The sequence below is a fragment of the Streptomyces sp. 549 genome, assembly GCF_030124175.1.
GTDB lineage: Bacteria > Actinomycetota > Actinomycetes > Streptomycetales > Streptomycetaceae > Streptomyces.
Map to the genome: position 1 here is coordinate 128155 of NZ_JASKMT010000005.1, position 14689 is coordinate 142843.

Sequence of the window (14689 nt, forward strand, 5' to 3'; positions counted from 1 at the left end):
GGTCAGTCGGCGGGTGGCACGTGTGTTCCACGAGCCGCCCCGCCCGGTGGGCGCCCGCAGCCGGCCGGCACTGAAGAACGCGCATGGATGTGCCCGAGCGGGCACGGCTCCTAAGGAGAAGTCTCGTGGTGACGAGTGAGCAGCGGCGCAAGCAGCTCGCGCGGCAGAAACATCTGCGCCAGCAGCAGCGGCGGTCGGCGGCACGCCGCCGGCACCGGGTCCGCAACGCGGTGATCGCCGGCGGTCTGGTGCTGGCACTCGCCGGCGGGGCGGTCTACGCCGCGGTGGGTCTCAGCGGCGGCGACGGCGGCGCGGGGACGGTCGACAACGCGGAGGCCTCGCCGACGCCCGCACCCGACCCGTGCGAGAAGCCGGCGGCCGGCAAGCCGAACGGCAAGCAGTGGAAGAAGGAGCCGAAGATGGCGATCGACGCCTCGGCCTCCTACACGATGAAGCTCGCCACGACCTGCGGGGACATCGGCATCGAGCTGGACGCGGAGAACGCGCCGCGCACGGTCAACTCGTTCAGCTTCCTGGCCGGTGAGGGCTTCTTCGACCACACCAGGTGCCACCGGCTGGTCGAGGAGGGCATTTACGTCCTGCAGTGCGGCGATCCGACCGGCACCGGCCAGGGCGGGCCCGGCTACAGCATCCCGGACGAGAACCTCAAGGCGGAGACCGTCGCGGGCGGCACCTACCCGGCGGGCACGGTCGCCATGGCCAACACCTACAACGCCCAGGCGGACGAGGGCAGGGACACCGGCGGCAGCCAGTTCTTCCTCGTCTACCAGGACAGTCCGCTGCCGCCGGACTACACGCCCTTCGGCACGATCACCGAGGGCATGGACGTGCTGGAGAGGATCGCCGAGGCCGGCTCGTCCCAGGACCCGCAGATCCAGGCGACCGTGCCGAACGCGACGGTGGTGATCAACAAGGCCGAGGTGACCGAGGGCTGAGGAGCCCCCGCCCCGCGGTCGGCGAGCAGGCGCACGCCGGCTGCGGGGCCCACGCGGCCCGGGACATGTCCTCGCGCGGGATGCGGACAGCCCGGCCGCCGGTCGCCTATGTTGGCGGTGTGCACAGCTGCCCGCTCCGGCCGGGCGACCGGCACCCGCGTGGAACTGACTGCCGGACGACAACTGTGGACGACGCCGGGGGCGGGACGCCCCGTCGGTGTCATGTGGAGGAGGCGCTGTGAGCAGCGACCCGTGGGGCCGAGTCGATGAGACGGGCACCGTGTACGTGCGTACCGCCGAGGGCGAGAAGGTCGTCGGCTCCTGGCAGGCGGGCTCGCCCGACGAGGCCCTTGCCTACTTCGAGCGCAAGTACGAGGGACTGGTCGTGGAGATCGGCCTCCTGGAGCGCCGGGTGCGCACGACGGACCTGTCGGCCAAGGACGCCAACGCCGCGATCGCGCACCTGAGGGAGCAGGTCGACGCCCACCACGCGGTCGGCGACCTCCAGGCGCTGAGCGAGCGGCTGGACAAGCTGGCGGAGACGGTGGAGAGCCGCCGCGAGGAGCGCAGGGCGGCGAAGGCCAAACAGTCCGAGGAGGCGAAGAGCGCCAAGGTGGCGCTGGTCGCGGAGGCCGAGGAGCTGGCCGGCAGCGAGCAGTGGCGGTCGGCCGGTGAGCGCCTGCGCGCCCTCGTCGACACCTGGAAGGGTCTGCCGCGGCTGGACCGCAAGACCGACGACGAGCTGTGGCACCGCTTCTCGCACGCCCGGTCGGCGTTCTCCAAGCGCCGCAAGGCGCACTTCGCCGCGCTCGACGCGCAGCGCGAGGACGCCAGGAAGCGCAAGGAGAAGCTGGTCGCGGAGGCCGAGGCGCTGTCCGCCTCGCGCGACTGGGGCCCCACCGCGGCGAAGTACCGCGACCTGATGACGGAGTGGAAGGCGGTCGGGCGGGCCCAGCGCGAGCACGAGGACGGCCTGTGGCAGCGCTTCAGGGGCGCCCAGGACGTCTTCTTCCAGGCCCGCGGTGAGGTGTTCGCCGAGCGGGACGCGGAGCAGCGGGACAACCTGCACACGAAGGAGCAGCTGGCCGAGGAGGCGGAGAAGCTGCTGCCCGTCACCGACCTGAAGGCCGCGCGGGCGGCGTTCCGTTCGGTGAACGAGCGGTGGGACGCCGTCGGCCATGTGCCGCGCGACGCCCGGCCGAAGATCGAGGGCCGGATGCAGGCCGTGGAGCGCGCCCTGCAGGAGGCGGAGGAAGCCGAGTGGCGCCGCACCAACCCTGAGGCGCGCGCCCGGGCCGCCGGTCTGACCGGCCAGTTGCAGGACGCGGTCGACAAGCTGCGCGGCCAGGCCGAGAGCGCCCGTGCCTCGGGCAACACGGCCAAGGCGGAGAAGCTGGAGAAGGAGCTGGCCGGCCGGCAGGCCCTGCTGGACCAGGCCCTGCGCGGCCTCCAGGAGTTCGGCGGCTGACCGTGACGGCTTCGGCCTGAGCCCGGCACGGCGCCGTACGGCCCCGGTACCTCGGAAGTCGCGAGGTACCGGGGCCGTCCGGCGTCAGGGGCGGCGGGTGGAGGTGACGCGGTAGACGTCGTAGACGCCCTCCACGCTGCGCACCGCCTTCAGGACGTGCCCCAGGTGCTTGGGGTCGCCCATCTCGAAGGTGAAGCGGGAGACCGCCACCCGGTCGCGCGAGGTCTGCACGGCCGCCGAGAGGATGTTGACGTGCTGGTCGGACAGCACCCGGGTGACGTCCGACAGCAGCCGCGAGCGGTCCAGTGCCTCCACCTGGATGGCGACCAGGAACACCGACGACTGGGTGGGTGCCCACTCCACGTCGAGGATGCGCTCCGGCTCGCGTGAGAGCGACTCGATGTTGAGGCAGTCCGCCCGGTGCACCGAGACGCCGCTGCCGCGGGTGACGAACCCGATGATCGGGTCGCCCGGGACGGGCGTGCAGCAGCGCGCGAGCTTCACCCAGACGTCCTCGACGCCCTTGACGATGACCCCGGGGTCGGAGCCGGCGCGCCGCTTGCTGCGGCCCGTCATCGGCGGCGCGGTCTCCGCGATGTCCTCGCTGGCGGCCTCTTCGCCGCCGAGCGCCTGCACCAGCTTCTGCACGACGTTCTGCGCGGCCACGTGGCCCTCGCCGATCGCGGCGTACAGCGAGGAGATGTCGGGGTAGCGCATCTCGTGGGCGAGGGTGACCAGCGAGTCGCCGGTGAGGATGCGCTGGATCGGCAGGTTCTGCTTGCGCATGGCCCGCACGATGGCGTCCTTGCCCTGCTCGATGGCCTCGTCGCGGCGCTCTCTGGAGAACCACGCCCGGATCTTGTTGCGGGCCCGGGGCGACTTGACGAAGCCCAGCCAGTCGCGGGACGGGCCGGCGCCGGCGGACTTGGAGGTGAAGACCTCGACCGTGTCGCCGTTGTCGAGCGTGGACTCCAGTGGCACCAGCCGGCCGTTCACCCGGGCGCCGATGGTCCGGTAGCCGACCTCGGTGTGCACCGCGAAGGCGAAGTCGACGGGCGTCGCCCCGGCGGGAAGCGCGATGACGTCGCCCTTCGGGGTGAACACGAAGACCTCGTTGCGGGAGAGGTCGAAGCGCAGCGACTCCAGGAACTCGCTGGGGTCCTCGGTCTCCTTCTGCCAGTCCAGCAGCTGCCGCAACCACGCCATGTCGTTGACGGTGTCCTGGCCGGCGCCCTTGCCGGTGTGCCGGGGCACGTCGGTGCGGACCTTGGAAGCTCCGGCGACGGCCTCCTGCTTGTACTTCCAGTGCGCGGCGATGCCGTACTCGGCCCTGCGGTGCATGTCGAAGGTGCGGATCTGCAGCTCGACGGGCTTGCCGCCGGGGCCGATGACCGTCGTGTGCAGCGACTGGTACATGTTGAACTTGGGCATCGCGATGTAGTCCTTGAACCGCCCGGGCACCGGGTTCCACCGTGCGTGCACGGTGCCCAGCGCGGCGTAGCAGTCGCGGACGGTGTCGACGAGGACCCGGATGCCCACCAGGTCGTAGATCTCCGCGAAGTCCCGGCCGCGGACGATCATCTTCTGGTACACGGAGTAGTAGTGCTTGGGCCGCCCGGTGACGGTGGCCTTGATGCGGGCGCCGCGCAGGTCCGACTGGACCTCGTCGGTGACGATCGCCAGGTACTCGTCCCGCTTGGGCGCGCGCTCGGCGACCAGCCGCACGATCTCGTCGTACATCTTGGGGTAGAGGATCGCGAAGGCGAGGTCCTCCAGCTCCCACTTGATGGTGTTCATGCCCAGCCGGTGGGCGAGCGGCGCGTAGATCTCCAGGGTCTCGCGCGCCTTCTGCTCCTGCTTCTCCCGCCGCAGGAAGCGCATGGTGCGCATGTTGTGCAGCCGGTCGGCGAGCTTGATGACCAGGACCCGGGGGTCCTTGGCCATGGCGACGACCATCTTGCGGACCGTCTCGGCCTGCGCCGCCTCACCGAACTTGACCTTGTCCAGCTTGGTGACGCCGTCCACCAGCAGCGCCACCTGGTCGCCGAAGTCGCGGCGCAGCGTCTCCAGGCCGTACTCGGTGTCCTCGACGGTGTCGTGCAGCAGCCCGGCCATCAGCGTCGCCGGGTCCATCCCCAGCTCGGCCAGGATCGTGGTGACGGCGAGCGGGTGCGTGATGTACGGGTCGCCGCTCTTGCGCTTCTGGCCCCGGTGCCAGCGCTCGGCGACCTGGTAGGCCCGCTCGATCTGGCGCAGCGTGGCGGTGTCGGCCTTCGGGTCGTGGCTGCGCACTATCCGCAGCAGCGGCTCCAGGACCGGGTTGTACGGGCTGGAGCGCTGCACACCCAGGCGGGCGAGCCGGGCCCTGACCCGGTTGGAGGAACCGGAGCGGCCCGAGACCCCGGACACGGCGCGGGCGGTGGGACCGGCTGCGGGCTGGGCGTCGCCGGACTTGCCGGCGCCGCCGTCCTTGGCGGGCTTGCCCTGCTTCCCGGGCTTGCCCTGCTTCCCGGCGGGCCGCGCGGCCGGCGCGGACTCCCTCTGGGGCGGCTGCTTCCTGTCGGGCGCACCGGTCTCGCCGCCTGGCTGCGGCGCGGCGTCGCCCTCGGCGGAGGGCCGAGCGGCGGGCTGCCGCTCGCCGCTCCGGCCGGTGGCCGCGGCGTCGTCCTGGGGCTGGGCGGCGGTGAGCGGCTGGGCCTCGTCTGGCAAGAGCACTCCTCGAGCAGGTCCGGCGCTGGAGAGGCCGGAGTGCCATGGTATCGACCCGGGCCGCAGGTGGCGGCTCCGGCCGTCAGGTGAGATCCACGGCACGCAGCCGGGCGGGCCGCCGGAAACCTCTCCGCCGGCCCGCCCGGGTGTGGTGCGCAAGGGTCAGACGGTGATCAGGGCCTCCAGCGGGGCGCCGTCGAGCGCTTTCGCCAGCCGCGCCCGGCCCTGGAGGAATCCCAGCTCCAGGAGTACCGCCACGCCCGCGACCTCGGCGCCGGAGCGCCGTATGAGTTCCAGTGACGCCTCCGCCGTGCCGCCGGTGGCGAGCACGTCGTCGATGATCAGTACCCGGTCCTCGGCGCTGAGGTCCTCGGCGTGGATCTCGATCTCGGCGCTGCCGTACTCCAGGTCGTAGGACTGCGCCAGGGTCGCCCCGGGCAGCTTGCCGGCCTTGCGGACCGGCACGAAGCCCAGCCCGGCGCGGACCGCGACGGGGGCGGCCAGGATGAAGCCGCGCGCCTCAAGCCCGACGACCTTGGTGGCGCCGTGGGCCGCACAGGAGGCGACCAGCGCGTCGGTGAGCGCGCCGAACGCCTCCGGGTCGGCCAGCAGCGGCGTGATGTCCTTGAACATCACGCCCGGCTTCGGGTAGTCGGCGACGTCCCGGATTCTGCTGAGCAGCAGGTCGGTGAGCGCGTCGGAACCGGGTGCCGTGGTGCTCACCGGCTCACCTCCGCTTTCCGGGGGTACCGCGGCCACGGCTGCGGTTGCCGCTCTGCCGCCGCGGCGCCGGGGCGCCCGCGCCCGCAGGGGTGGCGTCCTCGATCTCCTCGTCGGCGACCTCGACCTTGACCTCGTCGCGCGGCGCGTCGGCCCGCCCGGTACCCGCCGAGGGCTCCTCGTCGGCCGACTCGTCGTCCGCACCGCTCCTGACCCGCTTGAGCACCCGGCGGTCGTGTGCCCTGACGTCGGCGTCGCTCTTCTTGAGGTCCACGACCACCGGGGTGGCGATCATGATCGACGAGTAGGTTCCCGCAGTAAGACCCACGAACAGCGACAGGGCGATGTCCTTGAGCATGCCGCCGCCCAGCAGGCCGGCGCCGATGAACAGCAGGCCCGCGACGGGCAGCAGCGCCACGATCGAGGTGTTGATCGAACGCACCAGGGTGGCGTTGAGGCCGAGGTTGGCCAGCTCCGCGAAGGTGCGGCGGTTCTGCTTGTCCAGGGTCGCGGTGTTCTCCTTGACCTTGTCGAACACCACCACCGTGTCGTAGAGCGAGTAGCCGAGAATGGTCAGCACACCGACCACCGTTCCCGGCGTCACCTCGAACCCGACCAGCGCGTAGACGCCGACGGTGATCACCAGGTCGTGCAGCAGCGCGACCAGGGCGGCCACCGCCATCCGCCACTCGAAGGCGATGGCGAGGTACACGCTCACCAGCACCAGGAAGATGACCATGCCGGTGAGGGCCTTGCCGGTCATCTGCTCGCCCCAGCTCGGACCGACCAGTTCCGCGTCCAGGTCGGCGGCGGGAATGCCCAGCTCCTGGGCCAGCGCCTCGCGGGTGGTGTTGGAGGTCTCGGTGTCCAGCCCGGTGACGGTGATGCGCAGGGCGTCACTGCCCAGGCGCTGCACCCGGGCGTCCGCGCCGGAGGCCGACTCGGCCTGCTCCCTGGCCTCCTCGACGGTCAGCTGGGTGGGCGGCGTGGTGAAGACCGCTCCGCCCTGGAACTCGACGCCCATGGACAGGCCCTTGCCGAAGAGCCCGCCGAGCGAGATGAGGATCAGCAGGCCGGAGACGGCGTACCAGATCTTGCGGCGGCTGATGAAGTCGAACGCGGCGTCACCGCGGAACAGCTTGCCGCCGAGTTCACCGATGCGTGACATCTCAGGCCTCCTTCGGTTCGGCGGTGGCGGGGGTGACGGCCGAACGGCGGCCCCGCACCGGCGGCCGGGCTCCCAGCCGCTTGGGGTCAAGACCGGACCAGGGGTGGCCCTCGGAGAAGAACTTCCGGCTGGCCAGCAGGCTGGTGAGCGGCTTCGTCATGAGGAAGACCACGACCACGTCGAGCAGGGTGGTGAGGCCCAGCACGAAGGCGAAGCCCTGGACCGAGCCGACCGCGGCGAAGAACAGCACCACGGCGGCGAGGAAGGACACCACGTCCGAGATGATGATGGTGTGCCGGGCCCGCGGCCAGGCACGTTCGATGGCGGGCCGGATGGAGCGGCCCTCGCGGACCTCGTCGCGGATTCTCTCGAAGTACACGATGAAGGAGTCCGCGGTGATACCGATCGCCACGATGGCACCGCACACCGCCGGCAGGCTGAGCGCGAAGCCGATACCCGGCCCGAGCAGCGTCATGATGACGTAGGTGAGGCCACCCATGATCAGCAGACTGGCGATGGCCACGAGCGCGAGCGCCCGGTAGTAGAAGAACAGGTACACCACCACCAGCGCCAGGCCGATCGCGCCGGCGATGAGGCCGGCCTTCAGCTGCTCGCCGCCGAGCGACGGCGAGATGGTGACGACGTTGGACTCCTCGAAGCTGATCGGCAGCGCGCCGAACTTCAGGATGTTGGCCAGCTCGGCCGAGGAGTCCTGGTCGAAGCTGCCGGTGATCTCGGCGCTGCCGGAGATGCGGGTGCTGACGCTGGGCGCGGAGACGACCTCGCCGTCCAGGGTGATGGCGAACTGGTTCTGCGGGCTGGGCAGCTGAGCGATTCGGCTGGTGACGTCCGCGAACTGCTTGGATCCGGCGGAGGTGAACTCCATCTGGACGATCCACATCGTGCGCTGCTGGTCGAAGACCGAGCTGGCACTTTCGACACCGGTTCCGGGCACCTCGACCTTACCGAGCGCGTACTTCACCTCGCCGTCCCGGTCACAGGCGACGACGGACTCGGAAGCACCGGCGGCGACCACGTCCTGGTTGGCCTTGGCGCGGGCCTCCTCGGTGCTGCAGTCCAGCGCCTGGAGCTCCTTCGCCAGCTCGGCGGGCACACCCTGCTGCTCGGGCAGGCCGGGCTCCTCCGGCTCGGCGGGCGGCGACGCGTCGTCGGCGGGCGGCGCGGGCGACTCGGTCTCGGCCGTCAGCGCGTCGGTGAGCGCCCTGCCCTGGGTGGTGGCGCCGGGCGAGGGAGAGGCGGTCGGTGAGGCGTCGCCCTCCTCGGCCTTCTCGCCCTCCTCGCCGTTCTCCGCGTCACCGGAGCCGTCGGCGTCGTCGCCCCCGGCTTCCTCGGAGGGGCTGGGCGTGGGGCCGTCCGGCGTCGGTGGCCCGACCGGGGCGACCGTCAGAACCGTGCGGAAGCCGAGTTCGGCGGTGGTGCCGACCTGCTCGCGGGCCTGCGCCTCGTCCGTCCCCCGCGGGATGTTGACGATGATGTTGCGTTCGCCCTGGGTCGCGACCTCGGCCTCGGACACGCCGAGGCCGTTGACACGCCGGTCGATGATCGACACGGCGGTCTTCATGTTCTCCTCGTTGACCGCGTCCTTCTTGCCCGGCTCGTTCTTGGCTGTGAGCGTGATGCTCGTGCCGCCCGCGAGGTCGATGCCCAGCCGCGGCGTGTTCGCGCCGGTGAGCAGCATGCCGCCGGTGAGAACGACGATCAGCAGGATCATGGCCGTCAGCGCGCGCCACGGCTTTCCTGGCGCCCCCGGTGACCTGCGGCGCTTCTTCGGTGTCGCCACCTTCTCGTTTCTCCCTGTCCAGCCGCCCGCGCGCGGTGGTCACCGCGCGGCACGCGAAGTGGTGTGCGGAACGTGCGACGCCGCCGGCACCTGTGGGTTCCGGCGGCGGATGCGGCTACTTGGGGCCGTCTTCGCCGTCCCGCTTGGTGTCCTTGGGCTCCCCGTCGTCGGCGACCGTGTCCGCGGAGTCGCCGCCCTTGCCCAGGTCGATCTTCTTCTCGTCCTCGGTCTCCCCGGTGACGGTCAGCGAGGAGGCGTCGTCCGGAACGACCGGGGCCTCCTCGACAGCCGTCTCACCGCTGATGATGCGTTCGAACTCCTCGTCCTCCAGCACGGCGCCCACGGCGTTCTTGGCGTAGAGGGCGTGCAGGCCGGGGGCGACCTCCAGCAGGACCGTGTCGTCGCCCACCTCCTTGACGCGGGCGTACATGCCGCCGATCGTCCGGACGCCGGTGCCGGGCTGCATCTGGTCGCGCATCTGCACGGCCTGCTGCTGCTTCTTCTTGGCCGACCGGGTCATCAGGAACATGGCGCCGATGAGCACGATGAAGGGGAGGAGAATTGCGATATCCACGGCGGAGGATTTTCCTTCGTATGACCGCGGGGAGCGGCCTGGGGTAGGGGGATGGGCTCGCCGAACATGACGCACGGCGTCGGCGGAGTCTAAGCGACCCGCACCTGTGGAACAACGTCCAGCATGGCACTGGGGTTCCGGTCGGTGCGAGCACCGGTAGGTCACGCTCCGAACAGCCCCGCCTGCCCCGGTGCGCCGCCGCTCTGCGGGGGCGGGGTGAGACCGAGGTGGGCCCACGCCGCCGGGGTCGCCACCCGGCCGCGCGGGGTGCGGGCCAGCAGTCCCTCCCTGACCAGGAACGGCTCGGCCACCTCCTCAACCGTCTCGCGCTCCTCCCCCACCGCGACGGCCAGCGTGGACAGGCCCACCGGGCCGCCGCCGAACAGCTTCAGCAGGGCCTCCAGCACACCCCGGTCGAGCCGGTCCAGGCCGCGCTCGTCCACCTCGTAGACCGCCAGCGCCTGCTGTGCGATCTGCCGGGTGATGGCGCCGTCCGCCTTGACCTGGGCGTAGTCGCGCACCCGGCGCAGCAGCCGGTTGGCGATGCGCGGCGTGCCGCGGGAGCGGCCGGCGATCTCCGCCGCCCCTTCCACGTCGGTGGAGACGTCCAGCAGGCCGGCCGACCGGTGGAGCACCCGTTCCAGCTCGGCCGGCTCGTAGAACTCCATGTGCGCGGTGAAGCCGAAGCGGTCCCGCAGCGGCGGCGGCAGCAGTCCGGCCCGGGTGGTGGCGCCGACCAGGGTGAACGGCGGCAGTTCCAGCGGGATGGCGGTGGCGCCGGGACCCTTGCCGACGATGACGTCGACCCGGAAGTCCTCCATCGCCATGTAGAGCATCTCCTCGGCGGGCCGGGACATGCGGTGGATCTCGTCGAGGAAGAGCACCTCGCCCTCCTGGAGCGAGGACAGGATCGCGGCGAGGTCCCCGGCGTGCTGGATCGCCGGTCCCGAGGTGATGCGGATGGGCGCGCCCATCTCGGCGGCGATGATCATCGACAGGGTGGTCTTGCCGAGGCCCGGGGCCCCGGACAGCAGGACGTGGTCGGCGGTGGCGCCGCGCTGCCGGGCGGCCCGCAGCACCAGGTCGAGCTGCTCGCGCACCTTCGTCTGGCCGACGAACTCGCTGAGGTCCTTCGGCCGCAGGGCGGCTTCCACCGCGGTGTCCTCGTTGTCGGCACGCGCGCCGACCAGCCGTTCGGCGTCGGCTGCTTCGTCGTCCCAGGTCATGGCCGGATCTCTCGTGTGGTGGCGGGCGCCGCCGCGCCGGGCGCAGCCGGGTGCCGGCGGCGCCCGGGCGTCAGCGGGTGCGGTTGAGGGTCTGCAGCGCGGAACGCAGCAGCTGCGGCACCGGCGGCGCGGCGCCTTCGGCGGCGGCGGCCTCCGCCTGCGGGGCGACGGCCTCCACCGCCTCCTCCGCCTCGCGGGGCTGGTAGCCGAGGCCGATGAGCGCGGTGTGCAACTGGTCCCGCCACCCGGCGGGCGCGAGCGCGGCGGTCCCGGTGGAGGGGCGGCCGGTACCGGTGGGCGCGCCGAGTCGGTCCTTCAGCTCCAGCAGCAGCTTCTGGGCACCCTTCTTGCCGATGCCGGGCACAGCGGTCAGCGCCTTCTCGTCCCCGGTCGCGACCGCCTGCCGCAGCCCGTCGGGGGTGTGCACGGCGAGCATGGCCTGGGCCAGCCGCGGCCCGACGCCGCTCGCGGTCTGCAGGAGCTGGAAGACCTGCCGCTCGTCGTCGTCGGCGAACCCGTAGAGGGTGAGGGAGTCCTCCCGCACGACCAGCGCGGTGGCCAGGCGGGCGGGCTCGCCGAGCCGCAGTGCGGCCAGCGTGCCGGGGGTGCACTGCACGGACATGCCGATACCGCCCACCTCCACCACCGCGGAGTCCGGGGCGAGTGCGGCGACCGGGCCGGAGACGAAGGCGATCATGCCAGCGGGCCTTTCTTCGGGTGGGCGGCCGGGGAGGCCGCGGGCACGGGACGGCGGGCGGCGGCCTGCGCCTGCTGGAGGCGGTTCTGGGCAGGTGCCCGCCAGATGTGGCAGATGGCCAGGGCCAGCGCGTCGGCGGCGTCGGCCGGGCGGGGCGGGGCGTCGAGCCGCAGCAGCCGGGTGACCATCGCGCCGACCTGCGCCTTCTCGGCGCGGCCCGAGCCGGTGACGGCTGCCTTGACCTCGCTGGGCGTGTGCAGGGCGACGGGCAGGCCGCGGCGCGCCGCGCACAGCATGGCTACGGCGCTGGCCTGGGCGGTCCCCATCACGGTGCGCACGTTGTGCTGGCTGAAGACACGCTCGACCGCGACCGCGTGCGGGCGGTGCTCGTCGAGCCACAGCTCCAGACCGCGTTCGATCTCCACCAGGCGCAGTGCGGTATCGCAGTCGGCGGGGGTGCGGACCACACCGACGCCGACCAGACGCAGCGGGCGGCCGGCTTCGCCCTCGACGACGCCGATCCCGCATCGGGTGAGTCCCGGGTCCACGCCCAGCACACGCAACGTGCCCCTCCCTCTGTGCCGTTGGCACGCTGTCCTCCTGAACACCGCGCCGTGCCGCCCGCCTCCGCGTTGCAACCGGGGCCGACCGCCGCGCGGTGTTCGGTCACCTGTTCCGGCAGGTTATCGGCAGGTACCGACAACAGCGGCGGGCCGGCGGGGTGTGTCCCCCGCCGGCCCGCCGTCGCCGAGCCCGCCGCGCGGTGGCGGCGCCGCTCGGTGGGCAACCGCCCGGTGGCTGCGCAGCCGTGTCACCGTGCTGCCGTCAGGCGTCGACCTTCGCCATGACGTCGTCGGACACGTCGAAGTTGGCGAAGACGTTCTGCACGTCGTCGCTGTCCTCCAGCGCGTCGATCAACTTGAAGATCTTGCGCGCGCCGTCCTCGTCCAGCTCTACCTGCATGGTCGGAACGAAGTTGGCGTCCGCCGAGTCGTAGTCGATGCCCGCCTCCTGCAGCGCGGTGCGGACCGCGACCAGGTCGGTCGCCTCGCTGAGCACCTCGAAGGACTCACCGAGGTCGTTGACCTCCTCGACGCCCGCGTCGAGCACCGCACCGAGCACGTCGTCCTCGGACAGCTCGCCCTTGGGCACGATCACGACGCCCTTGCGGTGGAAGAGGTAGGACACCGAGCCCGGGTCGGCCATCGAGCCGCCGTTGCGGGTCATGGCGACCCGCACGTCGGACGCGGCCCGGTTGCGGTTGTCGGTGAGGCACTCGATGAGGACGGCCACGCCGTTGGGGCCGTAGCCCTCGTACATGATCGTCTCGTAGTCGGCACCGCCGGCTTCGAGTCCGGCACCGCGCTTGACGGCGCTGTCGATGTTCTTGTTCGGCACCGAGCTCTTCTTCGCCTTCTGGATGGCGTCGTAGAGCGTGGGGTTGCCGTCCGGGTCGGCCCCACCGGTGCGGGCCGCGACCTCGACGTTCTTGATCAGTTTGGCGAAGAGCTTGCCGCGCTTGGCATCGATCACGGCCTTCTTGTGCTTGGTGGTTGCCCACTTAGAGTGGCCGGACACAGCCTCGCTCCTTCGATGTCACCAACGATGAACCAACGCGCAGATCCTACCGCCAGCGGCCCCGCGCGCTGAGCCCGCGCCGGATCACGCCCCGGTTCCGGCCACCAGGGCGTCACGCACCATCGCGGTGAACAGCCGGTGCACACGGTGGTCGCCGGTCAGCTCGGGGTGGAAGGAGGTGGCCAGCAGACCGTCCTGGCGCACCGCCACCGGGTGCCCGTCGACCTCGGCGAGCACCTCGACGCGGGCCCCCGTCGACTCCACCCAGGGCGCCCTGATGAAGACGCCCTCGACGGCGCCGCCCTCGACGCCGATCATCTCCACGGCCGCCTCGAAGGACTCGTTCTGCCGCCCGAACGCGTTGCGCCGCACGATCATGTCGATGCCGCCGACCGTCTCCTGGCCGGAGCGCGGGTCGAGGATCTTGTCGGCCAGCATGATCATGCCGGCGCAGGATCCGTAGACGGGCAGGCCGGCCGCGACCCGGGCGCGCAGCGGCTCCATCAGGCCGAAGGCGACGGCCAGCTTGGAGATGGTGGTGGACTCGCCGCCGGGTATGACCAGGCCGTCGACCCCGGCCAACTCCTCGGGTCGGCGCACCTGCCGGGCCTGCGCACCGGCGCCCTCCAGGGCGGCCAGGTGCTCGCGGACGTCGCCCTGGAGGGCGAGGACGCCGATGACGGGTGTGGTCACGGTACTTCTGCCTCTCGGGAAACGTTCGGGGGCGGCCCGCACGGATGCGGACCGCCCACCGGGGAACGGGATGTCACCAGCCGCGGCTGGCGTACCGCTCGGACTCGGGGAGGGTGTCGCAGTTGATGCCCACCATGGCCTCGCCCAGGTTGCGGGAGGCGTCCGCGACGACCTTGGGGTCGTCGAAGAAGGTGGTGGCCTTCACGATGGCCGCGGCGCGCTTGGCCGGGTCGCCGGACTTGAAGATGCCCGAGCCGACGAACACGCCCTCGGCGCCGAGCTGCCGCATCAGGGCCGCGTCCGCGGGGGTCGCGACGCCGCCGGCGGAGAACAGCACGACGGGCAGCTTGCCCAGCTCGGCGACCTCCTTGACCAGCTCGTACGGCGCGCGCAGCTCCTTGGCCGCGGCGTACAGCTCGTGGTTGTCGAAGCTGCGCAGGCGGGCGATCTCACCCTTGATCTGGCGCATGTGGCGGACCGCCTCGACGACGTTGCCGGTACCGGCCTCGCCCTTGGAGCGGATCATGGCCGCGCCCTCGGTGATCCGGCGCAGCGCCTCGCCCAGGTTGGTGGCCCCGCACACGAAGGGAGTGGTGAAGGACCACTTGTCGCTGTGGTTGACCTCGTCGGCCGGGGTGAGCACCTCGGACTCGTCGATGTAGTCCACACCGAGCGCCTGGAGGACCTGGGCCTCGACAAAGTGGCCGATGCGGGACTTGGCCATCACGGGGATGGAGACGGCACCGATGATGCCTTCGATCATGTCCGGGTCGGACATGCGGGCGACGCCGCCGTCCTTGCGGATGTCGGCCGGGACCCGCTCGAGGGCCATGACGGCGACCGCACCGGCGTCCTCGGCGATCTTCGCCTGCTCCGGCGTGACGACGTCCATGATCACGCCGCCCTTGAGCTGCTCGGCCATACCGCGCTTGACACGCGCGGTGCCGGTCTCGGGGCTCTGGGCGGTGGCGGCGTCGGCCGCGCTGGGGGACGTGCTGGACACGGTTTGACCTCACTCGACGAAGAAACGTGCGACGGGGACCATCGTAGGCCCGTTCGGTTCGGCACCCGGACCAGCCACCGCGTCCACATGGCGGCA

The 14689-nt window shown here is 71.8% G+C and carries 13 protein-coding genes; 2 read left to right on the plus strand and 11 right to left on the minus strand.

All coding sequences use genetic code 11. The features are described 5' to 3' along the window. The first annotated feature begins 125 nt into the window (after nucleotides 1-125). Together QNO07_RS08240 and QNO07_RS08245 are read left to right on the plus strand one after the other, a co-directional pair. The gene (locus QNO07_RS08240) at nucleotides 126-956 is read left to right on the plus strand and encodes a peptidylprolyl isomerase (RefSeq protein ID WP_283991020.1); all 831 of its coding nucleotides are present in this window, start codon (nucleotides 126-128) and stop codon (nucleotides 954-956) included. Nucleotides 957-1194: 238 nt separating this feature from the next. Then, a complete protein-coding gene (locus tag QNO07_RS08245; protein WP_283991021.1) occupies nucleotides 1195-2424 on the plus strand; it encodes a DUF349 domain-containing protein in 1230 nt (409 codons plus the stop codon). An 84-nt stretch (nucleotides 2425-2508) separates the two neighbouring features. On the opposite strand, the gene QNO07_RS08250 is transcribed toward QNO07_RS08245, so the two are convergent. The 11 genes from QNO07_RS08250 to pdxS all read right to left on the minus strand — a co-directional run bounded on the left by QNO07_RS08250 (nucleotide 2509) and on the right by pdxS (nucleotide 14512). Next, nucleotides 2509-5133 (minus strand): RelA/SpoT family protein, encoded by a 2625-nt coding sequence (locus QNO07_RS08250; RefSeq protein WP_283991022.1) that lies wholly within the window; start codon nucleotides 5131-5133, stop codon nucleotides 2509-2511. 162 nt (nucleotides 5134-5295) lie between these two features. Next, entirely contained in the window at nucleotides 5296-5856 is a 561-nt protein-coding gene (locus tag QNO07_RS08255; protein WP_283991023.1) for an adenine phosphoribosyltransferase, read from the minus strand. A gap of 4 nt (nucleotides 5857-5860) precedes the next feature. Continuing rightward, nucleotides 5861-7021, minus strand: coding sequence for a protein translocase subunit SecF (gene secF, locus QNO07_RS08260; RefSeq protein WP_283991024.1), 1161 nt, complete (start codon nucleotides 7019-7021; stop codon nucleotides 5861-5863). A gap of 1 nt (nucleotide 7022) precedes the next feature. Next, the gene (secD, locus tag QNO07_RS08265) at nucleotides 7023-8822 is read right to left on the minus strand and encodes a protein translocase subunit SecD (RefSeq protein WP_283991025.1); all 1800 of its coding nucleotides are present in this window, start codon (nucleotides 8820-8822) and stop codon (nucleotides 7023-7025) included. A gap of 115 nt (nucleotides 8823-8937) precedes the next feature. Continuing rightward, nucleotides 8938-9396, minus strand: a complete 459-nt coding sequence (gene yajC, locus QNO07_RS08270) for a preprotein translocase subunit YajC (protein WP_283991026.1) — start codon at nucleotides 9394-9396, stop codon at nucleotides 8938-8940. A 161-nt stretch (nucleotides 9397-9557) separates the two neighbouring features. Next, a complete protein-coding gene (gene ruvB / locus QNO07_RS08275) occupies nucleotides 9558-10622 on the minus strand; it encodes a Holliday junction branch migration DNA helicase RuvB (RefSeq protein ID WP_283991027.1) in 1065 nt (354 codons plus the stop codon). Between the two features lie 70 nt (nucleotides 10623-10692). Next, the gene (gene ruvA, locus QNO07_RS08280; RefSeq protein WP_283991028.1) at nucleotides 10693-11319 is read right to left on the minus strand and encodes a Holliday junction branch migration protein RuvA; all 627 of its coding nucleotides are present in this window, start codon (nucleotides 11317-11319) and stop codon (nucleotides 10693-10695) included. Next, complete coding sequence (gene ruvC, locus QNO07_RS08285) at nucleotides 11316-11882, minus strand: crossover junction endodeoxyribonuclease RuvC (RefSeq protein ID WP_283991029.1); 567 nt, start codon at nucleotides 11880-11882, stop codon at nucleotides 11316-11318. The genes ruvA and ruvC overlap by 4 nt, the downstream gene beginning before the upstream one ends. A 262-nt stretch (nucleotides 11883-12144) precedes the next feature. Continuing rightward, on the minus strand, nucleotides 12145-12897 hold the full coding sequence (locus tag QNO07_RS08290) for a YebC/PmpR family DNA-binding transcriptional regulator (protein ID WP_283991030.1): 753 nt from the start codon (nucleotides 12895-12897) through the stop codon (nucleotides 12145-12147). A gap of 84 nt (nucleotides 12898-12981) precedes the next feature. Continuing rightward, nucleotides 12982-13590: a pyridoxal 5'-phosphate synthase glutaminase subunit PdxT gene (pdxT, locus tag QNO07_RS08295; RefSeq protein WP_283991032.1), complete on the minus strand. Its 609-nt coding sequence runs from the start codon at nucleotides 13588-13590 to the stop codon at nucleotides 12982-12984. Nucleotides 13591-13663: 73 nt separating this feature from the next. Then, nucleotides 13664-14512: a pyridoxal 5'-phosphate synthase lyase subunit PdxS gene (gene pdxS, locus QNO07_RS08300; RefSeq protein ID WP_502961803.1), complete on the minus strand. Its 849-nt coding sequence runs from the start codon at nucleotides 14510-14512 to the stop codon at nucleotides 13664-13666. Between the last annotated feature and the right edge of the window lie 177 nt (nucleotides 14513-14689).